The sequence below is a fragment of the Legionella micdadei genome (assembly GCF_000953635.1).
GTDB classification, from domain to species: Bacteria; Pseudomonadota; Gammaproteobacteria; order Legionellales; family Legionellaceae; genus Tatlockia; species Tatlockia micdadei.
Genome location: NZ_LN614830.1, coordinates 210,958 through 232,273, shown reverse-complemented (window position 1 = coordinate 232,273; position 21,316 = coordinate 210,958). Strand labels below are relative to the sequence as shown.

Genomic DNA, 21,316 nt, shown 5'->3' with positions numbered 1-21,316 from the left:
CCTCTAATAGTTTTTGGATTAATATAGCACCATCGATTAATTTTGATTGAGAAACAGTCGGATCTACTCCCATTCAAGAGCGCCCCGCTTCCATTCAAAGATAAAACCAATTACCAATAGGCCAAGGAAAACCATCATCGCGGAAAACCCGAACCAACCAATCTTCCGCAATACTACAGCCCACGGAACAAAAAAAGCCGTCTCTAAATCAAATATAATAAATAATATAGCAACTAGATAGAATCTTACATCAAAAGGAAGATGCGCATTCTCGAAAGGACCGAAACCGCACTCGTAAGGTGAGTTTTTTGCAGCATCAGGATTGTGCGTGCCTAGTAAAGCACCAGCTCCCAGCATCGCGAGGCCGATAATAAGGGCAATTATAATAAAAACGAGTATGGGCAAATATTGTGATAGCATCATTTCGTATCGCTCGGATCTAATGGTGCCGAAGGTCGGACTCGAACCGACACGGCTTGCGCCACCGCCCCCTCAAGACGGCGTGTCTACCAATTCCACCACTTCGGCATGTTAATTATTGTTTTCCGTTTTTACTGCTATCAACCGGCACTGGAACTTTCGATTCCGGTATATTGGTTTGTTGAGGTATGACTTGTTGCCCTGCCTTTTGGTATTGAGAGGATACCATATAAGAGAGAGATAAACTTGTAATAAAAAAAGTCAAAGCCAAACCGCCGGTTAATTTGAACAAGAAACTTCCTGTACCTTGGCTTCCAAACACCGTGTTAGAGGCGCCAGAACCAAATGCCGCCCCGATGTCGGCACCCTTACCATGCTGTATCAATACCAAACCTATCAAGATGATAGCAACCAGCACGTGAATCATTAAAATCAATTGATACATTTTACGATTTCCACAAACTGTTGTGCATTAAGGGATGCACCCCCAACCAAGCCGCCATCTACATCCGGCATAGCAAATAGCGAGGCAGCATTTTTTTCATTTACGCTGCCACCATACAAAATTGACACCTGACTCGCATCGTCTTGATCAAAATCAGCGATTAATGCCCTGATCACTGTATGCGCTTCTTGAGCTTGCTGTGGTGTAGCAGTTTGCCCAGTTCCGATTGCCCACACAGGCTCATAAGCGATAACACAATTTTTAAAACATTGCTTACTGTTCTCTGTAATGGCCAATATCTGCTTAGCCAAAATCCTTTCTGTAAGCCCCTGTTCCCGCTCTTCTAGCGTTTCGCCTACGCAAAGAACCGGTATCATACCATGTTCTTTTACGTGGTGGAATTTTTCAGCAACAAAATTTTCACTTTCACCAAATATCCGTCTTCGCTCTGAATGCCCTACTAACACATAACGGCAATTATAATCCTTGAGCATTGGCGCAGATATCTCTCCAGTAAATGCACCTTCATCCTTCGGGTACACATTTTGTGCTCCCCATTTGATGCGGCTTTCATTTAAGTATTCTTTAACCAGGGGTAGGTAAATCGATGGCGGTATTACTACACATTCTGCGATTACCTGTTCATTTAATGAGTCGAGCAGCTGCTGCAACAAAGACTTGACCTGTTCGATTCGGCCGTTCATCTTCCAATTACCAGCTACAATTCTCCGCCTCATTTTGCCCCCAGGTTTGATCTGGCGGGAATATACAGCAAAGTGTAAACAAATCCTAGTCCTCGATTCGTTTTTTTCATGACAGTTAAACAAAAATTAGACAAGAAAGGGCAAAAAATAGTTCCGAATGCTCTTACAGATGTGGTCAGTGCTCCTGTACCCACTATAAATGGGGTATCCGGTTTTCTTGTCGATTTTTTATCCCGATATATCAGTTTGAAAAAATACCCTTTTCTAAATGCATGATTTCATCGCTTAGCCGCTGAGCATGATATTGAACTTGCACACTATCTCGCCCTTCAACCATGACTCTGAGCAAAGGTTCAGTGCCAGAAGGGCGTAATAAAACCCGGCCTTCCCCTCGTAATTCATTAGATAATTCTGAAACCATCTGCAGCACTTTCGGATTTGTTGCAAGCGACTCTGCGTTTTCAGTTTTTATATTGATGAGTGTTTGCGGGAACAATTGAATTCCTTCACACAATTCTTCTAAAGTTTTTTCTTGTTTTATCATACAGCCCAGCACCTGCAAAGCAGCGATAATGCCATCACCTGTAGTTGTTTTATCAAGACAGACAATATGGCCAGAAGATTCACCGCCAATTTTCCAATCCTGCTCTTTTAAAGTCTCCAAGACATAACGGTCACCTACTTTTGTGCGTAAAAATGGTACATCTAGCTTTGTTAGTGCTTTTTCCAACCCATAATTACTCATTAAGGTTCCTACAACACCACCGTGCAATAAGCCACGTTGATATCTGTCCTTGGCAATAATGTAGAGAATCTGATCACCATCAACGATGTTTCCTGCGGCATCAACTAGGATTGCCCTGTCTCCATCCCCATCCAAAGCAATACCAATGTCAGCATTGGTCTGCAGAACAAGTTGACGCATAGCTTCAGGTGCAGTTGATCCACATTTATTATTAATATTGAACCCGTCTGGTTTATTACCCATTGCAATCACTTCCGCACCTAATTCGCTAAACACGTTGGGTGCAATGTGATAAGTCGCTCCGTTTGCACAGTCAACTACAATTTTTAAGCCTGACAAGCGAGTTAAAGAGGGTATCGTTGATTTACAAAATTCAATATACCGGCCAGGTGCGTCTTTTATTCTTGTTGTCTTACCTAAGTTTACAGAAGGGACTGTCTGTAAAGGTTTCTCAATTTCAGCCTCAATAGCAAGCTCCATAGAATCTGGAATTTTGGTGCCGTCAGCCGAGAAGAATTTTATTCCATTGTCTTCGAATAAATTATGAGAAGCGCTAATCACTATCCCCGCGTTGGCTCGGAGGGTTTGAGTTAAGTAGGCAATCGCAGGAGTAGGCATAGGACCTAGCAAGCACACATCGATTCCCGCTGAAGAAAGCCCTGCTTCCAATGCGGACTCCAGCATGTAACCTGATACACGAGTATCCTTGCCAATAATAATTTTTTTGCGGTGTCCGTTAGCGAGTACTCGGCCAACAGCCCAACCCAATTTTAATACGAATTCAGGATTAATATTCGATAAACCGACTTTCCCACGAATTCCGTCTGTCCCAAAATATTTTCGCTGACTCATTATCTTGCCCTCGCCTTATTATTCTTTACCCCGCCGCCTTAATGGCTTGCACCATTGTAAGCGCCTGATGAGTCTCAGCAACGTCATGGGTTCTAATCATTGCAACGCCATGTAGCGCACTGAATACAGCAATCGCCAAACCACCTGCTAACCGTCTGTCGACAGGGGTATTAAGAATTATTCCCAGAGTACTTTTGCGTGAGACACCTAGCATCACCGGCAAATTATGCTGCTTGAATTTGCTAATCTGATTTACAATGCGCATATTATGCTGAGGCGTTTTTCCAAAACCAAAACCTGGATCCAGGATAATGTTTTTACGCTTTACACCTGCAGCAACGCACCTTTCAATGCGCTGCTGAAAAAAGAAATTAATCTCATCTACAACATCATGTCTATATAGAGGATTATGTTGCATGTCTTGCGGCTCTCCTTGCATGTGCATTAAGCACAGGGGCACATCCAATTTAACCGCCATAGCTAATGCCTCTTCACTTCGAAACCCCGCTATATCGTTAATTATAGACGCACCTGTATTGATAGCCTCATGCATTACTTGTGCCTTAGTTGTGTCGATTGAGATACAAACATCACTTTCTTTACGTAATTGCTTAATTACTGGGATGACTCGCTCTAATTCCTCATCGCAACTTACAGGGAGAGCACCAGGTTTAGAAGATTCCCCTCCAACATCAATGATGTCGGCTCCTTCTGAGATCATCTGATGCGCGTATTCAATTGCTTGTTCTATTTGGTAATAGCGTCCACCGTCCGAAAAAGAATCCGGAGTGACGTTGAGTACCCCCATAATCAGTGGTTTTCTTGGTTCGCTAGATAAAATAGATTGACTATAGGATTCACACCATCGCTTAAATTGCTTTGCGTTCACATGCTTCTCAACAACAAAAAACCATCAAACTAGCTTTATTTATATTTGATGGTGGAAATTAATACGGGCAGGGCCTAAGCAGTTCACTAGCTCGAGTTAAAATGGCTCGTTTTTCGAGCATCGCAACAGCATATAAAGATGTATAGAACGCCGCGAGCGAGAAAAAGGAGCCATTATTAGCCAAGTTAATATAATTGTCAAAACGCCTAATGCTCGCCAGCTGGGTGATCGATTGCTTTTCCATTGACAGATTTAGACGTTGTATCTTCGCCTTTCTTGTCTTGCTCAAGTTTTTTTGTAGCTTCCCAATCGTCCGGTGGCGAAGGGGGTTGGCCGGCCATGATTTCTGCGATTTGCTTAGTATCAATGGTCTCATATTTAATCAAAGCTTCCGCCATTAGATGAAGTTTTTCCAAATTTGACATAAGGATTTCTTTGGCCCGTTGATAGTTCCTATCAATGATTTGCCTTACTTCTTCATCAATTTGCTGAGCTGTCTTATCAGAAATCTCTTTGTGCTGACTGACACTTCTACCTAAGAAAACTTCCCCTTCCTCTTCACCAAAAGTAAGCGGACCAAGATTGGATAGACCCCAAGTGGTAACCATTTTACGTGCAATTTCAGTAGCTCGCATAATATCATTTGATGCACCTGTCGTCACACTTTCGCCACCAAAAATCAATTCTTCAGCAATGCGGCCACCAAATAGGCTGGATAATTGGCTTTCCAATCGCCTCTTAGAATGGCTATAACGGTCTTGTTCTGGTAAAAACATCGTCACCCCAAGCGCACGTCCCCTCGGAATAATAGTCACTTTATAAACAGGGTCATGTTCCGGCACCGACAAGCCGACGATAGCATGACCAGCTTCGTGGTAAGCTGTCAACTTTTTCTCATTTTCATCCATGACCATTGAGCGGCGCTCTGCACCCATCATGATTTTATCTTTCGCTTTATCAAGCTCAATCATGGTCACTTTACGCTTGTTAGCTCGGGCAGCAAATAAAGCGGCCTCGTTAACAAGGTTTGCCAAATCGGCACCTGAAAATCCTGGAGTACCTCTGGCTATAGGCAAAATTTCCACGCTTTTATCAAGGGGGACTTTTTGCAAGTGAACTTTTAGAATTTGTTCACGCCCACGAATGTCAGGCAACGGAACAACAACCTGGCGATCGAATCGACCGGGACGTAATAATGCCGGATCGAGGACATCAGGACGGTTAGTCGCGGACATGACGATAACCCCTTCATTTCCTTCAAAACCATCCATTTCAACAAGTAACTGGTTCAGCGTTTGTTCACGCTCATCATGGCCTCCGCCAAGTCCCGCACCACGATGGCGTCCTACTGCATCGATTTCATCGATAAAAATAATACAAGGCGCGTGTTTTTTGGCTTGTTCAAACATGTCGCGGACACGCGAGGCACCAACACCCACGAACATTTCAACGAAATCGGAACCGGAAATAGTGAAGAATGGTACTTTAGCTTCACCTGCAACGGCTTTAGCCAGCAATGTTTTACCCGTTCCAGGGGGACCAACCAGCAGCACGCCTCGCGGAATACGCCCACCAAGATTTTGGAACTTAGTCGGTTCACGTAAGAAATCAACTAGTTCCTTAACTTCTTCTTTTGCTTCATCAACGCCAGCAACATCCGAAAAAGTCACTTTAACTTGATCTTCACCCAATAACCGCGCGCGCGACCGGCCAAAAGACATCGCTCCACGGCCGCCGCCACCTTGCATTTGGCGCATGAAGAATACCCATACGCCGATGAGAAGCAGCATTGGGAACCAATTGACGAACAAATGCAATAAGAAGCTTTCTTGTTGCTTTTCTTGGCCGCTAACATCCACTTTAGACTTTAATAATTCACCAAGCAAAGCATCATCTTGCATAGGCATGTACGTCACAAACCGACGATTATTTTTAGTTACCCCTTTAATAACTTTAGAGTCCTCAATGGTCACAGAATTAACCATGCCTTGATCAACTTCTCTTAAGAATTCGCTATAGGAAAGCTTTTCAGCTGAGGTATGGCGAGGGCCAAAATTACTGAATACAGAGACCAGTACTATGGCAATTATTAGCCACAGAAATAAATTTTTTACCATGTCGTTCAAAGCATTGACCTCATTTGTGACGTAATTTTTACGACGTTAGAACGATAAAGTTACGTGTAACAGCTCACTCCGGATAAGAAAAAGTTCAAATTTAGACCTTTTTTTTGTAAAATCTGAACGCATTCGTAACAAACTTCCTTCGTAAGAGATATTACAAAGTTACTATAAATTATAGTCCTTAGCCAGCAAATAGGTTTCGCGAGAGCGAGAACGTGATGCTGAAGGCTTACGAACAACAACTCGCTTAAACTTAAGACGCGCTTGTTTAATGAGTTCGTCAAATCCAGCCCCATGAAAAACCTTTATTAGCATTGCTCCTCCTGGCTTTAGCATTTTACTTGCAAAATCAAAAGCAAGCTCGGCTAAGTACATCGCTCGCGGAATATCTACTGCCGCTGTACCACTCATATTTGGGGCCATATCTGATAAAAGCAAGTCCACACCGTGTTGCGGTACTAAATTTATCAATTCCTGAAGGACTGAGTCTTCACGAAAATCGCCCTGAATAAAATTTACGCCCGGCAAAGCATCCATTGGAAGTATATCTAATGCAATAATAATACCATGTCCATTTAATTTTTCTGTAACATACTGCGTCCATCCACCTGGTGCCGCACCTAAATCAACTACTGTCATCCCTGGTTTTAATAAATGCTCTTTTTCATCGATTTCTTTTAGCTTATAAACAGCACGACTGCGATATCCCTCAGCCTGGGCTTTTTTAACATAAATATCATCAAAATGTTCGTGTAGCCAGCGTTTGCTACTTTTTGAGCGAGGCATAACTATTATTATACAAAGAAGAAATAGCGGATAATACCTAAATTTACTACCTTTTCCCAGCAAAACGTGCAATAATTCGCCATTTGCGATAAATTTACATGGATACTGCATTCAAACAAGCTTTAAAAGCCAAGGCTCACCATTTAAAACCAGTTGTCCTTTTAGGTGCTAAAGGTCTCACTCCCGCGGTTATTGAAGAAACTAATGTTGCCTTATTGGCTCACGAACTAATTAAAGTCAAAATCAATGGGGTCGAGAAAGAAGACAGGCAAGTGATTGCCGCCGAGCTTTGTACCCAGCTACATGCTGAGTTAGTTCAGCTCATCGGTAATACGGCAATTCTCTATCGCAAAAATGAAGAGAAGAAGTAATCGATAACGCTTTAATTCATCTTTCATACTGTCTCATTAAGTTGAGTTCATTCGACTATAAAACGGTCATTCCCCCGTGCAGCGGGGGCGATTACCTCTAAGGTTTGTCTGATTTCCGGAAAAAATCTACGAAAATACAACTTCCCCTGATTTCTCTTGAGAACAAGGCGCGGAACATGGTGCCTTTAAGGAGAGCCATCCTTTGTTCTTGCAAATGAGAATGATTATCATTTATATTGATAATCACTTCTTTAGGCGGAGATAAAAATATGGCCTTAGCTTGTGACGATTTCCACGGATTAAATCATCAATTACGGTTTTTACTCTTTGAAATGGGTATTGGCCTGACTCAACATTCAATCGATTATTTTATCCATCTTATACATCGCCAATGCTTGCAGCGGCTTCAACAAACTGCTGTCATTGAGGGCCTAACAAATACATTCATCCCTAGCCATCATGTGCATGATTTTCTTGCACAGTTGAAATTGCAGCTCAAACAGGAAAATCCGGCTTCTATATTTTTTGACTGGCAAGTTTTGCAAAAAGAGATTAATGAAGCCATTGCTAACGAAGCGATGGCCCAAGCTTATCGGCAGCGTTGGCAAATAGAGTTAAAGCGTCAAGTTGGTGAAAATAAAAGCTTTTGGGCATGGCTTTGTGAAGAAAATGACTCACATGAATCAAACCATTTGCTTGAGCAATGGGGTTGTATCAATCTCTCTCCCTACCCTGGATTTAAAGCGAAATTAGCATTTAGTCGACGTGAAGTTTTGCAATACTCAGCTGAATTCGGTACCCAAATGAATTTGCATTGGTGTGCTATGCATAAAAACATAGCTGATGCTTTTTACCTTAGTGAAAGCTATGAGGAATTAATTTCACAGCAATTCCCTAAAGAATATAGACTGTGGCAGGAGAAACTCTACTTTAAACAGCAAAATCCCGAAAATTATTACCCTATACCTGTTCACCCTTGGCAGTGGCGCAATCAAATACAAAAGCCATTTTCACCTTTATTGGATCATGACCGTTTAATTTTATTTCCACATCATCAATCCGTAAAACCCACTTCATTAGCATCTATCATGATGCCTGAGGATAAAGGAGCCTGCTACATGGCACTTAGTTTGGCTTCCGAGCAAGTATCAATAGCAACAACCTTGAGCGATATACAAAAATCACAATGGTTAAATAACTTACTGCAAAAACATCATGATTGCCGAAACCTATACATTGGCCGCGATTTAGCAGGGTTAACTGTGATGGATAAATCAATTCCTGCTCGATTACAAAAGCAGCTTGCGGTGACCTTGCATGAAAATCCCACTCAGAGGTTATCACAAAGGCAGCGTATTATTCCTTTAACAGCGCTGTTTGCCAATTCTCCCATATCCGATAGACCTTTATTGCTTGAAATAATTCAGGCCAGCGGTCTGAATCCGGAATCCTATTTCCATCAGTATTGTCAGATGCTCTTAGAGAGCCAGCTCTTTCTCTTATTCCACTGTGGAATTGCCTTGGCAACCAGCCCACAGGGGTTATTGATACTATTTGATGATAACAAACCCACGGCATTGTTGCTGCGTAAACTAGAGGATATTTACATTTGCACTCAACCCGCATATCCAGAACACGCCGCCCCATGTACTCCCGCTAACCTTAGTCAAATTCGTTATCAGTTTATACAAACAAATTTGCAAAATAATTTGAGCTTTTGGATTAGTTGTTTAAATCGGTATTACGGTATATCGCCGAAAAAATTATGGCGAATCGTTGCAAATACCATCGAGATTAACTTGGCTCAAGTTGCCCCTGTGATAAATCCCCAAGTTTTTGCCTGGCAATATAGCCAACTCATGTTGGCCCCTTGGCAATATGTTTGCGCACTCACAATGAAGTTACATAGAAGCCAAAGAAGAATACATCGATTAATTCCTAACCTGCTAAAACGGTAATATGCTAGGGCAATTCTCTGGCTATTATAATAACAATAGAGGTTTTGCCTCAATTTAAAGGAGTGACAGTAGCAACAGTATTGTATACACTTTAGGGATTGTATTACCAAAGCTTAAACTGTTGCTGGCACAATATTGTACACCATTACCCAAAAGCGATAACGCGTATTAAAAGTCATTTACATATGATACTTAGACATATACCTAATGCGCTTACCCTATTTCGTTTGGTATTGATAGCACCTTTTTTGGTGTTTCTTTACCAACATGATTTCGTAAACGCCTTTTACATGTTCTTGCTAGCAGGATTTACCGATGGACTTGATGGCTGGTTAGCCCGACATTTCCATTGGCAAACCCCTTTAGGTTCTTTTATTGATCCCTTAGCAGACAAACTTTTAGTTGCCTCAAGTTTTATTTCTCTGGCGTTGCTAGGGGAACTACCTTGGTGGCTAGTCATTCTTGTTTTTATGCGGGATTTGACGATCTCGATGGGTGTAGTCGCCTGGTTTTGGTTTGTGCAACGCAAGCTTGATTTTGAGCCTACTTTACTCAGTAAAGTGAATACGACCTTTCAAATAACCCTGGTTACTCTTTGCCTTTTTGAATTGGCTTTTTACGCATTTCCTACTTATGTCATTAATGCGCTAATGCTAATCACTGCGATTACCACCTCTGCGACTTATATCGATTATGTTTGCACCTGGGGTAAGAAAGCGTGCTCGATCGATCATCTGGCAAAATGAATCGTCAATTGGCTTTAGCAATTCAGCTGAATGATGAAGCAACCTTAGCGGATTTTTGCTGGGGATCGAATCCTCTTTTAGAACAGCAAATAAAAAATTGCTTGGCTGGGGTAGGTGAGCGCCTATTCTATCTTTGGGGAAATACTGGTTGTGGCAAAACCCACCTGTTGCAAGCTTGCTGCCAAGCCGTCTCAAATGCCTCGTCCATCTATTTACCCCTAAACATTCTCAAAGAATGGGGACCAGAATGCCTCGATAACCTTTCGGAGCAAACCTTAATTACTATTGATGACATTGATGCGATTGCTACCGATAAAGCTTGGGAAGAAGCGTTATTCCATCTCTACAACCGTGTACGCGATAATGGGGAAACAATACTTCTCATCAGTAGTAGAAAATCACTCCCCAATTTGAATATTCACTTAGCGGATCTCAAGTCACGGCTCGCTTGGGGCTTGACTGTCCAGCTTATCGATTTAGATGATGATTTAAAAATTAAAACTATACAGCAACACGCCAATAAACGGGGATTTGAAATACCCACCGCAGTCGGGCAATTTTTGATTAATCGCTGTTCTCGAAACATGCATGATCTGCACCATATTCTTGACGCCTTAGACAAAGCCTCTTTGGCAGCGCAACGTAAAATCACCATCCCTTTCGTGAAGGCAACTTTAGGCATCTAACCCGAATTTCATTCAACAGAGTAGGATCCTTTTTACCCAAGAAAAAACAAAAAAGGATCCGCATTGGAATGTGAGTTTGACATTTATAAATTTTCCTTTTAATTTAGTGACTTATGCCTTTTTCTATGGAGGGAAAAATGAGCAGTTCCTTAACTTTACGCACAGAATTAGTAGAGATTGAAACTCATTTATCCTTATCCGATAAGCTAATCACCGAACTTGAGCAATTTACGCGCAAGCATTATTCTCTTACAAGCCATCAACAATTCTACGAACAGGTTTTAGGCTTAAGAAAAAGCGGTGGATTGGGTATTTTTTACAACAATAATAAAATTGTGGGTTTTACCCGTATTTGTCGAAACCTGATTCAAGCACAAGGAAAGCAAATAACCGCTTATACAGGAGGCACATATCATGATCCAAGGATTGACTTAAACTTTACCGCAGCCAAATTTTGTCTGGCGAAAGCGATACGTTATAAATTAGAGCGCCCAAACGATGAAATGGTTTATTTTGCCCTCGCCGGCTCCCCGGCGAGATACGAATTCTTGGTAAAATTGAATAATGAAATTCTTCCACAAGAAAACCGTCCAATACCTGAGTTTGTTTTAGAGCTTGCAGAGAGTTTAAAAAAACGGAATGGCTGGGAATCTAATCCCTGGCATCCTATGCTGGTCAAGCATCAAATACAATGGCTTAATCCCCCGCCCTTTCAAGCAGAAAAAACCGATGCTCTCACGAGGTACTACACTTCATTAAATCCAGAGTATTTGAATGGTACTTCGCTATTAATCTACTTACCAATTAATTTGACCGATATCAGCTTTGTCATTAAGCGGGTTCTTACAGAAATGCAAACCCCTTTCCAGCATTTGGAGACGGATTATGCCATCTAACTATGATCTCATGTAGCAATGCAACTTAGCAGCGCTTAACCACATGAACACTCCGATAGCTAATGTAACAAGACCAATATAAGCAAAAACCTGAGTGTAAATGGTTAAAGACTCTATACCAGGCGTGACATTGGTTGGCAGGGCAGTTAGGGCAGCAACATAAGCACCTATAAACCCAGCAACCGAAGAAGTTAAAAACCACATTCCCATTACAAATCCAGTAATTTGCTTGGGCACTAACTGGGCCACCATTGCTACCCCTAAAGCAGATACCAACAGCTCACCAGTGCTCTGCAAAAAATAGCTCGCGACTAACCACCAGGAAGAAACGATGCCATGGCCATCATGGCCATACCGCGCAAAATAGAGCAGACTAAAACTTAATCCACAGCACAACATACCTGAAGCGAATTTGTGAGGAATTGAAAAACCAGACCCATGACGATTTAGCGCATTATAAAACGCAGCTAATACAGGACTCATGATAATAATCCAAATAGGATTCAGGGCTTGAAAACTTTGTGGATCAAGCGAGATACCTAAAAGAACAGGCCTGACATTGTTGACAGCAAATAAATTTAATGAAGTCGGCATTTGTTGATAGAGTGTAAAAAATACAGTCGCTTCAAGCATTAAAACAAAAGCAACCAGCATGCGGCGCCTTGACGACTGCTGTTCCTTATGCATAAAAAAGAAATAAATGGCTACTACCAAAATAGTAATCGACCAAACCAGGTCTTTAGCTAGAATCACATGTTGAAGCAAATAGGCAGCGCCCAAGCTAATGGCAATTACGCCACCTAAGATAAAAACCCATTGCCAGAATGACACAACTTTGTTATCAGCAGGAGTATTGACATGAGCAACATGCTGGCGTTGAAAATAATAATTAGCCAACCCGAGGAGTAAACCTAGAAAACTACTAAAATAAGCATAAGAATAGCCAAAGCGACTCGATAATGCTGGCCCTGCAAATAAAGCTACCGTTGAACCCAAATTAATTGCCATGTAGTACAAAGTGAAAGCGCTATCTAAACGAGAGTCATTTTGCTCATAACATTTGGCAAGCAAACTTGATGGATTCGCTTTAAATAAACCGTTTCCCACACAAATAAGGCCTAAAGCCAAGAAGACATTTTGCTTATTCGCCAGAGCCAACGAAAGATAACCTAGAGCAAGCGTGATTAGTCCTAAAACAATTGTGCGCTTGGTACCCAAAACTTTATCACCAAGATATCCACCCAAGGCCACCAAACCATAGACTAGTGCTGAAAAAGCTCCAAACGTGAAGTACGCTTCGCTATCGTTAAATCCTAAATGGCGAATGAAAAACAAGGTGAGGATACCTTGCATGGTATAAAAACCGTAGCGCTCCCATATTTCGAGCATAAAAACCATACGAAAAGCACGTGGTTGCCCACCAAAAAATGCCAGCATTTATCACCTGTAATTTCAAAGATAATAAACGCTATACCAGTTCAGAACTAAATGCAAACATAGCTAGGCTTTTTGGGGTAGATGGGTCACAAAATCAACATTAAGATCGTCTAATCTGAAACTTAAAGGCTTTAAAAATCGATCTACAGTACACATTCTGAATTATTTTCTCGCAACTCAGCGGTTGCCAACTCGGAGTGACCACAGTTCTGCTGCAAAAAAGTTTCTCGCTCCCCCTTCAGAATCGTACCTTTATCATCAAATAATCTCAGCCCTGTTGTGCCAGGTGCCCCCTGCTTTAGGCTCTCTGCATTTTTTATCAGGCAGGGTTTACTTTCAACCGGTGAGGGTATTCTTTCCACTAGAAGCATTTTTTCAATCGATAAGCTATTAGGATCGGCCGCTTGTTCATTGGTGGGTTCGGCAGCGCTTTTGTTTATCTTCTCAATAATAATCGGGATAACCATATGAATTAAGCGTCCCAAAATATATAAACCTCCCCCAGCAGCACTGGCGCCAAAAATAGCCAAACCGACAAGAGGAAAGGTAAGGGACAAAGCCAATCCAACCAATGCCGCTGCTGCAAAACTAATTCCTACGGTCTTATGAAGCACGCCGGCCCAGCCAAGCTCCTCCAATATTTGTAAAGTTTCTAATTGCTTATCATACAATTCTTGGAGTTCTTCTTTCTTCTCATCGATGTCTTCTTGCAGCGTTTCAACATGCTCTATGTAAGCCGGATAATTTTGTTTTTTTTCTGGATCATTAAGCAGTGTGCCTAATTTTTTTGCCGCCCGCATCATTTGCTGAAGCTCAACTTCGGCCCAATCCGCTTTTTGCTTCGTTTGCCTCAATAATTCCTTGGTCTGATAACGATCGTAAAAATGCTTACCCAGTGTAAAGATACTTACGAAACAAGCAAGGCTTGCTGCTGCTAATGCGATGAATGGCGCCACTGCTGTAGGTGCCAACAAACCGGCGAATGATAGTGCCAGGACAACAGCAGAGTAAAGCCATTTAGCATTTTGCGATAAAGTAATCGGAAGCGGTTGGCCTAAAAGCCATGCCGCAAAATACATCGCAGGAATTCGAACAAAATCAATAAAGGCAATAACAGCACCAGCAATACGAAAACTAGAATTGACTGTACCCGCTAATTCATTCCCTTGAATGTATGCTAGCTTACTTACGGCAACACCTGTTGCATCAACACTACGCAAGAAATTAGCAAGAAAAGGGATTTTCTTTATTAAAGCAATAGTGAGCGCATCTGGCGGCATAGGCCTGGGGGTAAAGCTAACCGGCTCCTGCATCTCCAGCACTTGCTTTCTTGCGCTTATAAGAGCAGCCTCTGCCGATTGAGCATCAATTTTTTCTTTAATGGTTTCGTTTGGCTGCAGCCCCTCACCCATATTAAGCAACCTAAATTAGCTAAAAACCGCCGGATTATAGCAGAATTTATGAGTTAATTATGAAAATATGAAGCATATTTTACCCAAAATGAGATAGTTTTCAACAATTAATCCCTGCATGAATGATCAACGGATAATTCCAGGACATAAGTTTTTAATGATTTTTTAATTCCGACGCTTGCCAGTCCTTGTATAGTCAACTATATTCCCCTAATCTTCCCCAATAAGAAAAACCTGAAAGACATGGCTAGGAGAGCCCTTTTTTTGGCCGGTGGTGGAGCGCGTGGTGCTTATCAAGCTGGCGTGCTAAAAGCCATTGGCCATATTTTGCAAGCGAAAACAATGCCTTTTGAAATGATTAGCGGGGTCAGTGTCGGCTGCATTAATGCAGCCGTCTTGGCTGAAAATGCACACGACTTTCAAATGGGGTTAGAAAAACTTGAGGCAATGTGGGCCGAAATTCGTTGTCAGCAAATTTTTAATGCCAGTAATTATGAACTAAGCAAGTCAGTATTGCGTAATTTAAGCCATTTAATTGTAAAGCAGCGTCAATCTGGACATCTGCTTGATACCACGCCATTGCGCGAATTCATCACTACCAACATTGATTTTGACATGATTGATGCAAACATTGCTAATAATCATTTAGAAGCAATGGAGGTCATTAGCCATTGCTACGAAACCCAGCAAACCATTTCCTTTTATCGCCATGATTTCCCTGAATTTGAAGATTGGCATTATCCTCGACATGTCAGCCAACAAGCAGCGCTCAAAATGGAACATATTCTCGCATCCAGCGCGCTTCCGCTTTTCTTCCCTACAGTTAATATTGATGGCTTTCATTACGGCGATGGCAGTATAGGCTTAGTTTCCCCTTTACGGGGTGCAATACGATTCCAAGTTGAAAAAATTCTTATTTTGGGCACCCGTCCCTTACCGGTGTTTCATGACCCTGACCAGTTGCGCAACGGGGAAGTTGGCTTCGCTCATATTTTGGGCGGCATGCTGAATGGGTTATTCCTTGATAACCTTGATCGTGATATTGAAATGGTGAACCGCATGAATGATATTGCCCGTCTCTTGTCGATGTGGAAAAAACGCCGTTCGCCTTGGCGCCCCATCGAGACATTTCACCTCAGACCCAGTATTGATATTGCCGATATTGCTCAAGCACAATATCAGAGTATGCCTGCGTTGCTACGTTTTCTACTTAATATTTTGGGGGCAAAAAATAAGTCAGGGGATTTACTCAGTTTTTTATTGTTTGAACCAGGATTTACTCGCGAGCTTCTTGACTTAGGTTATCAAGATACCATAGCCGTAGCGGATGATGTCACTAAATTTTTTACCAATTAAACTTAGCGCCTATCCTATGTTGGGGTCAAATGGCTTAATGACCCAACATAGTCAACATACTTCTGCTTATGATGCTGAGAAACTGGCACCTAATGCACTCAAATTACTGAGATCGGCAGAACCATTAGCAACTTTAAAAAATGGAGCTATCTTAGCACTTTCTACAGTAAATGAAGCCTCTTTCATATCCAAACAACCATGCTGAGTTAGGATTACTAATGAATTTCTTAGCAAGCCTTTAGACTTTTGGCTTAGATGTTGCGTGCTTTGTTTAATCAGCAATGGAAGATCTTCGGAAAAAGTCTCTCCTCGTTCAAGAGCATCCGCAATACAGCGAATAAAGTTATAAGCCATTTTTTCCTTTTTCAAAGTAATCTCTCTATCCGAATTTGGGTAAGCGAGGGCTATTTGGACAAGTTCTATACTATCTCTTACCTCTCCTAGGTTTTTATAACAAAGGATTAAATTTGAAATAACAATAATTTTTTCTAGGTGAACTGGCTTAGATTGGTAGAGCTGTAGAGCTTTTTTATAAGCATCAATTGCTTCCGAAAAGCGATTTTTTTGAAAGAGATCGGTTGCGACCGTTTTGTAATGGCGAGCAAGCCTAGCGGCTATCTCGGGAAGAGTCGCCCTGAAATTTTCATAATACTCAGGAAGATTATCATTGGCATTTGTGTAATCCCTATAAATCTCATCCAAAAGCGCTAAATCATCTGCACTGAGCTGTTTTGAGTGACTATCCTCACACAGGCTTAGTTTATCAGTGACATGGGTATAAGAAATTCTTGCGTCAATTACTTTTAATGTTTCCTGGAGTGCTAACTTTTTGTCAGCATCCCCAGTTGCAGCAATAATTTCTAAATATTGCTTCTTTGCAGGAATAAGCGCTTTCCGAGCCTCTTCTTTTTGCCGGGCGTAATGCCTTACTAATTTTTCTCGGTGGGTCGCCAACTCTGGTTTTAAATGTTCTTCAGCGGTGTCCCCATCAAAGTAGATGATGCCGTCGATAATGTCCAGATCTTTAAGAAAAGTTTCAATACGTTCAAATCCGTCTTCAACACCATGCGCCAAACGATGATTAAAATCGATTTGAGCATCGCCTTGGGCGGCTACTGCTGGCAATCGCCGCGAACCATTAAATACGACAGCAGATAACTCTTGAGGATTGACTGTGAACGCGTTAAAACGGGGCTTTTTCAGGCCTTTTTTAGAGGGTGGACATAATTCATATTTAATTGCCGGATCATTTGAATGGAATTCAAGTACTGTTTGTAACCATTGACCATGGAGATCTTGAGATAAATTATCTGGGTGCTCTACATACATGCAAACTTTATTTTTGCCAAAATTTACTTCGTAAAAATAGGGCGGGGCAAATTCTTTCCAACCGAATTCACGAAATTTTTGCATATAAGTGACATACATATCCGAATCGTACCTTAAGTAATCACTATCCCTTAATGAAAGGTAGTCCGAAGGATCCATCTTAACGTAAGCTAGGAAATGATTTTTTACAAAGATGTCATTTTCATTAATGATTGGCTTTAAAGTAAAATAATTTGGTTGTACCACATTAAAAGCCTTAATTACTTCGCGTCGCGAACCGGTACAGTCGAAGACCATATAGCTTTCAACATCCGTTTGATTCTCATCGAGATCCTTAACCACCACTCCTTTTTTCTTGGCATTAAATTCAACAAACCGCTGTTTTTCAATTTGAATTTTTAAATTGCAAGCTTCCTTATAGAGCTTTTTTTCTAAATCCTTTATATGGCCAGTTTTAGTGTAATCCCAAATTTTTATTCCTAGCCCTGTTTCTGCTGTTGCAAAAACACTTTGATTTAAATGCCCAGGCCGCGTGTATTCCCCAGCTCTTGGATCATAAACAACAATATTTTTCACACCTTTCTGTTTAAGGCGGATGGCTAAATACAAGCCGATAGGACCAGCGCCACAAATAACTACTTTGCTCATTATTGAAAATATAGCTTCAGATTGGAAATGGAGAGGCAAATATACTCGAGAAAGCTTAATAAAATATTAAGTAACTATCCGATTTAAATTTAGTGTAATTTACCCTTTTCTCAGCTCCTTAAACACAATCCGCGCATCCGGCATAATCCCATTCCAAATCAAGAACGCCTCGGCAGCTTGTTCTACCAACATACCTAAACCATCTACCCCGAAGACCCCTTGTCCTTTAGCCCATTGGACAAAAGGGGTAGGATGTTGGCGATTGTAGGCTAAATCGTAGCAAAGTGTGGTTGGCTTTAGCAGTGAATGCGGGAGTTCCATTTTTTCTTCAGTTAAACTCGATGGAGTCGCATTAATAATTAAGTCAAAATCCCCTTTTAGCTCCGACAGGCGGCTACAGGTAATTTGCGCGAAATCAGCTTTCAAACTCTGGGCTTTTTCCTCAGTACGATTAACAACAAAAAGGCTACTAATTCCAGCGTCAAGCAAAGGTCCAATAATACCTCGCGCAGCCCCTCCGGCGCCTAACAAAAGGACATGCTTTTCTGTGAGGTTAAGGTAATAGGCTAAATCCCTGATTAACCCAATACCATCAGTATTGTCTGCATGCAATTGGTTATCACTCATCCACAACGTATTTGCTGCTTTAGCCTGCATTGCTCTTGGAGAGCGGGTATGTGCCATGGCATAAGCTTTTTGCTTAAAGGGTAAAGTGATGTTTAAACCTTTTCCTCCTTGAGCAAAAAAATCCAAAACTTGGGCTTCAAAATGCTCTTCTGGCACAAGTAATTTCTCGTAACTCAACTTGATGCCTGTTTGCTCAGCGAAGCGTTGATGGATAAACGGAGACAGACTATGGGAAATCGGATTTCCCATCACTGCAAAACGATTAATCATGCTTACTCCACTAAACTTTTTTCCACTAATTCGCTTAAATCACGGGACAAATCATGCTCAGTCAGTCGCTTGAGTTGCTCTTTCATCAACTTTTGTCGGGGCGAATCATAGCGGCGCCAGCGAGTAAATGGGATTGCTAAGCGTGCGGCAATCTGTGGGTTTATTTTGTCCACCTGCGCCAAAATCTCTCCTAGAAAAACATAGCCGCTTCCATCTGCAGCATGAAAATGTTTAGGATTCGCTTGGCAAAAAGCACCAACCACTGCACGAACTTTGTTAGGATTTTTCATGTTAAACGCAGGATGCTTGAGTAAAGTTTTAACACGGGCCAACGTATCCGGCAATTCACTGATGGCTTGGATAGAGAACCATTTATCCAAAACAAGTTCGTCCTGAGACCACTGACGATAAAAACTATCAATGGCCTGCTCCCTCGCGGTTCCCTGGGTACAATCGTTCAGCGCAGCGAAGCTGGCAAGCTGATCAGTCATAGTCTTCGCTTTAATGAATTGCTGCTGGCAAAGGGGTAAACTTTGAGACTCATTCGCTTTCATCATTAACCATAAGCAAACATTTCGCAATCGTCTTCTGCCATAAGCCTCAGCATGCATGCCATGATCTTCTGCTTGCCATAACGCTTGATACATCGCCTGTAAGTGCTCAAAAAGTTGCTTTCCTAATTCGTTACGGAAGAAATCCCGGGCTTTTTCGACAACCCCCACATCAACCACTTTCAAATCGCCAGCCACATCTTCAAACCCTGGAGGAGTTAATAACTCGGCCCTTAGCGCATAATCCAGCGATTCATCTTCCAATACATGGCGATAAGCATGAATCAACGCTTGAGGAATGTGCCATTTATCGTGTGCCATATTAAAATAATTGTGGATGCAAGTAAGTGCCAACCGTTGGGCTGCATCCCATTTGGCAAAGCCATCTGACTCAAACCGCAATAGCGCGAGCAATTCCTCCTCACTGACTTGGTGATGCAATTTCACCGGGGCAGAAAAATCCCGCAATAAGGAAATAATCGGTTTTCCTGGCAAACCTGTGAAATGGAAAACCTGCTGTTCCTCACGTAGTTCCAATACGTCATGTTTTAGCGGCAAAGATTGGCCACTCTCATCAAATAAAGCAATTCGCACAGGAATATGGAAAGGTTTCTTCTCCTTGCATTCCGGGGTGGGTGCACATGATTGGGACATGATAAGTGTGAGGTTACCTTGACTATACTCTGTAATCACCCGAATCTCCGGTGTACCAGCCTGGCTATACCAAAGTTTAAATTGATTTAGGTCAACCTGATTCGCATCGGCCATGGCAGCAACGAAATCATCGATGGTTACCGCTTGCCCATCATGGCGCTGGAAATATAAATCCATGCCGCGGCGAAAACCTTCCTTGCCTAACAACGTATGCTGCATACGGATGACTTCTGCCCCTTTGTTATACACCGTCGCCGTATAAAAATTGTTAATTTCCTGGTAAGACTCAGGCCTTACCGGATGCGCCATACTGCCAGCATCTTCAGGAAATTGGGTACTACGTAAGACCTTAACGTCGAGGATCCGATTGACATCACGAGAATTCATGTCACGTGAAAACTCCTGATCACGAAAGACAGTCAATCCTTCTTTTAAACTCAATTGGAACCAATCGCGGCAAGTAACACGATTCCCTGTCCAATTATGAAAATACTCATGGCCAACAACCCCTTCAACATCGGCAAAATCTTGATCTGTTGCCGTGTCAGGACGCGCCAATATGTATTTGGAGTTAAAAAGATTTAACCCTTTATTTTCCATCGCCCCCATGTTGAAATCACTGACAGCAACAATCATGTAAATGTTTAAGTCATATTCACGGCCATAAACGTCTTCATCCCAACGCATAGCTCGTTTCAAAGAAGCCATTGCATGGGCACATTTATCTTCGTTGCCTGGTTCAACATAAATGTGTAAATCCACTGTCTTGCCGGAAGCGGTGACAAACTTGTCTTGTACACAAGCCAAGTCTCCCGCCACCAAAGCAAATAAATAGGAAGGTTTTTTGAATGGATCTTGCCATTTTACCCAATGACGCCCATGCTCCAGGTCGCCTGAATCAATTAAATTACCATTGGAAAGCAACACAGGGTACTTCGTCTTATCAGCGCTAATGGTTGTGGTATAGATTGCCAACACGTCGGGCCTGTCTAAGTAAAAGGTAATTCGCCGGAATCCTTCTGCTTCGCATTGGGTGCAAAAAAGTTGATGGGAACGATAAAGCCCAGATAATTGCGTATTATTTTGCGGATAAATGCGAGTGACGATTTCTAAAAAGAATTCTACATCCGGGCAGTTTTCAATAATTAAATCGCCGTTTTGTAGACGATAGTCTTTTTTATCGATAAGCTGTCTATCATCCATATGAACACTAACAAGTTCTAACTCATCGCCATATAAATGCAACTCACCTGCCTGTTGGCGCTTTAACTTCATGCGATTAATCACAAGCGCATGATCATCATGGAGATCAAAATCAAGATCGACAGTATCCACAGTAAAATTAGGTGCCTGATAGTCTTTGCGGTAAATAGTTTTGTCTGGCATGAACTTTGCTCCGGCTAAGTAAGGG

The 21,316-nt window shown here is 41.9% G+C and carries 18 protein-coding genes and 1 tRNA gene; 6 read left to right on the top strand and 13 right to left on the bottom strand.

Translation table 11 applies throughout. The features are described from left to right. Positions 1-63: 63 nt before the first annotated feature. From ndhC to rlmE, 8 genes are all read right to left on the bottom strand, one after another. Positions 64-420 carry an NADH-quinone oxidoreductase subunit A gene (gene ndhC, locus LMI_RS01080; protein ID WP_045100489.1) on the bottom strand — a complete coding sequence of 119 codons (357 nt, stop codon included), beginning with the start codon at positions 418-420 and terminating at the stop codon, positions 64-66. A 23-nt stretch (positions 421-443) separates the two neighbouring features. Continuing rightward, positions 444-528 (bottom strand) — tRNA-Leu (locus LMI_RS01075). A 7-nt stretch (positions 529-535) separates the two neighbouring features. Continuing rightward, positions 536-865: a preprotein translocase subunit SecG gene (secG, locus tag LMI_RS01070; RefSeq protein WP_045098154.1), complete on the bottom strand. Its 330-nt coding sequence runs from the start codon at positions 863-865 to the stop codon at positions 536-538. Then, the gene (gene tpiA, locus LMI_RS01065; RefSeq protein ID WP_045098153.1) at positions 853-1,602 is read right to left on the bottom strand and encodes a triose-phosphate isomerase; all 750 of its coding nucleotides are present in this window, start codon (positions 1,600-1,602) and stop codon (positions 853-855) included. The genes secG and tpiA overlap by 13 nt, the downstream gene beginning before the upstream one ends. A 208-nt stretch (positions 1,603-1,810) precedes the next feature. After that, entirely contained in the window at positions 1,811-3,166 is a 1,356-nt protein-coding gene (gene glmM, locus LMI_RS01060) for a phosphoglucosamine mutase (protein ID WP_045098152.1), read from the bottom strand. A 25-nt stretch (positions 3,167-3,191) separates the two neighbouring features. Continuing rightward, positions 3,192-4,055, bottom strand: coding sequence for a dihydropteroate synthase (folP, locus tag LMI_RS01055; RefSeq protein ID WP_045098151.1), 864 nt, complete (start codon positions 4,053-4,055; stop codon positions 3,192-3,194). 206 nt (positions 4,056-4,261) lie between these two features. After that, positions 4,262-6,172, bottom strand: coding sequence for an ATP-dependent zinc metalloprotease FtsH (gene ftsH, locus LMI_RS01050; RefSeq protein WP_045098150.1), 1,911 nt, complete (start codon positions 6,170-6,172; stop codon positions 4,262-4,264). Positions 6,173-6,343: 171 nt separating this feature from the next. After that, complete coding sequence (rlmE, locus tag LMI_RS01045) at positions 6,344-6,964, bottom strand: 23S rRNA (uridine(2552)-2'-O)-methyltransferase RlmE (protein ID WP_045098149.1); 621 nt, start codon at positions 6,962-6,964, stop codon at positions 6,344-6,346. Positions 6,965-7,062: 98 nt separating this feature from the next. On the opposite strand from rlmE, the gene yhbY reads away from it, so the two are divergent. The 5 genes from yhbY (at position 7,063) to LMI_RS01020 (ending at position 11,621) form a co-directional block, all read left to right on the top strand. Continuing rightward, positions 7,063-7,335: a ribosome assembly RNA-binding protein YhbY gene (yhbY, locus tag LMI_RS01040; RefSeq protein WP_045098148.1), complete on the top strand. Its 273-nt coding sequence runs from the start codon at positions 7,063-7,065 to the stop codon at positions 7,333-7,335. A 269-nt stretch (positions 7,336-7,604) separates the two neighbouring features. Further along, positions 7,605-9,293: an IucA/IucC family protein gene (locus LMI_RS01035; protein WP_045098147.1), complete on the top strand. Its 1,689-nt coding sequence runs from the start codon at positions 7,605-7,607 to the stop codon at positions 9,291-9,293. Between the two features lie 185 nt (positions 9,294-9,478). Further along, the gene (locus tag LMI_RS01030) at positions 9,479-10,039 is read left to right on the top strand and encodes a CDP-alcohol phosphatidyltransferase family protein (protein WP_045098146.1); all 561 of its coding nucleotides are present in this window, start codon (positions 9,479-9,481) and stop codon (positions 10,037-10,039) included. Then, entirely contained in the window at positions 10,012-10,725 is a 714-nt protein-coding gene (gene hda / locus LMI_RS01025) for a DnaA regulatory inactivator Hda (RefSeq protein WP_231852195.1), read from the top strand. Before LMI_RS01030 ends, hda begins: the two co-directional genes overlap by 28 nt. Positions 10,726-10,862: 137 nt before the next feature. After that, positions 10,863-11,621, top strand: coding sequence for a hypothetical protein (locus tag LMI_RS01020; RefSeq protein ID WP_045098144.1), 759 nt, complete (start codon positions 10,863-10,865; stop codon positions 11,619-11,621). On the opposite strand, the gene LMI_RS01015 is transcribed toward LMI_RS01020, so the two are convergent. Next, positions 11,622-13,058, bottom strand: coding sequence for an oligopeptide:H+ symporter (locus LMI_RS01015; RefSeq protein ID WP_045098143.1), 1,437 nt, complete (start codon positions 13,056-13,058; stop codon positions 11,622-11,624). It abuts the gene before it with no gap. Between the two features lie 143 nt (positions 13,059-13,201). Beyond that, positions 13,202-14,470, bottom strand: a complete 1,269-nt coding sequence (locus tag LMI_RS01010) for a hypothetical protein (protein WP_045098142.1) — start codon at positions 14,468-14,470, stop codon at positions 13,202-13,204. Between the two features lie 243 nt (positions 14,471-14,713). Here LMI_RS01010 and LMI_RS01005 point away from each other — a divergent pair, with 243 nt between their 5' ends. Then, positions 14,714-15,826 (top strand): patatin-like phospholipase family protein, encoded by a 1,113-nt coding sequence (locus LMI_RS01005; RefSeq protein WP_045098141.1) that lies wholly within the window; start codon positions 14,714-14,716, stop codon positions 15,824-15,826. 66 nt (positions 15,827-15,892) lie between these two features. Here LMI_RS01005 and LMI_RS01000 read toward each other — a convergent pair whose 3' ends face one another. From LMI_RS01000 to pepN, 3 genes are all read right to left on the bottom strand, one after another. After that, positions 15,893-17,803, bottom strand: a complete 1,911-nt coding sequence (locus tag LMI_RS01000) for an NAD(P)/FAD-dependent oxidoreductase (RefSeq protein WP_045098140.1) — start codon at positions 17,801-17,803, stop codon at positions 15,893-15,895. A 99-nt stretch (positions 17,804-17,902) separates the two neighbouring features. Further along, positions 17,903-18,700 (bottom strand): shikimate dehydrogenase, encoded by a 798-nt coding sequence (aroE, locus tag LMI_RS00995; protein WP_045098139.1) that lies wholly within the window; start codon positions 18,698-18,700, stop codon positions 17,903-17,905. Positions 18,701-18,702: 2 nt separating this feature from the next. Next, positions 18,703-21,291 (bottom strand): aminopeptidase N, encoded by a 2,589-nt coding sequence (gene pepN, locus LMI_RS00990; RefSeq protein ID WP_045098138.1) that lies wholly within the window; start codon positions 21,289-21,291, stop codon positions 18,703-18,705. Positions 21,292-21,316 lie beyond the last annotated feature (25 nt).

Coding starts and splice junctions, on each gene's coding strand:
- ndhC (WP_045100489.1), bottom strand. CDS start 420: ATGCTATCACAATATTTGCCCATACTCGTTTTTATTATAATTGCCCTT.
- secG (WP_045098154.1), bottom strand. CDS start 865: ATGTATCAATTGATTTTAATGATTCACGTGCTGGTTGCTATCATCTTG.
- tpiA (WP_045098153.1), bottom strand. CDS start 1,602: ATGAGGCGGAGAATTGTAGCTGGTAATTGGAAGATGAACGGCCGAATC.
- glmM (WP_045098152.1), bottom strand. CDS start 3,166: ATGAGTCAGCGAAAATATTTTGGGACAGACGGAATTCGTGGGAAAGTC.
- ftsH (WP_045098150.1), bottom strand. CDS start 6,172: ATGGTAAAAAATTTATTTCTGTGGCTAATAATTGCCATAGTACTGGTC.
- rlmE (WP_045098149.1), bottom strand. CDS start 6,964: ATGCCTCGCTCAAAAAGTAGCAAACGCTGGCTACACGAACATTTTGAT.
- yhbY (WP_045098148.1), top strand. CDS start 7,063: ATGGATACTGCATTCAAACAAGCTTTAAAAGCCAAGGCTCACCATTTA.
- LMI_RS01035 (WP_045098147.1), top strand. CDS start 7,605: ATGGCCTTAGCTTGTGACGATTTCCACGGATTAAATCATCAATTACGG.
- LMI_RS01030 (WP_045098146.1), top strand. CDS start 9,479: ATGATACTTAGACATATACCTAATGCGCTTACCCTATTTCGTTTGGTA.
- LMI_RS01020 (WP_045098144.1), top strand. CDS start 10,863: ATGAGCAGTTCCTTAACTTTACGCACAGAATTAGTAGAGATTGAAACT.
- LMI_RS01015 (WP_045098143.1), bottom strand. CDS start 13,058: ATGCTGGCATTTTTTGGTGGGCAACCACGTGCTTTTCGTATGGTTTTT.
- LMI_RS01010 (WP_045098142.1), bottom strand. CDS start 14,470: ATGGGTGAGGGGCTGCAGCCAAACGAAACCATTAAAGAAAAAATTGAT.
- LMI_RS01005 (WP_045098141.1), top strand. CDS start 14,714: ATGGCTAGGAGAGCCCTTTTTTTGGCCGGTGGTGGAGCGCGTGGTGCT.
- LMI_RS01000 (WP_045098140.1), bottom strand. CDS start 17,803: ATGAGCAAAGTAGTTATTTGTGGCGCTGGTCCTATCGGCTTGTATTTA.
- aroE (WP_045098139.1), bottom strand. CDS start 18,700: ATGATTAATCGTTTTGCAGTGATGGGAAATCCGATTTCCCATAGTCTG.
- pepN (WP_045098138.1), bottom strand. CDS start 21,291: ATGCCAGACAAAACTATTTACCGCAAAGACTATCAGGCACCTAATTTT.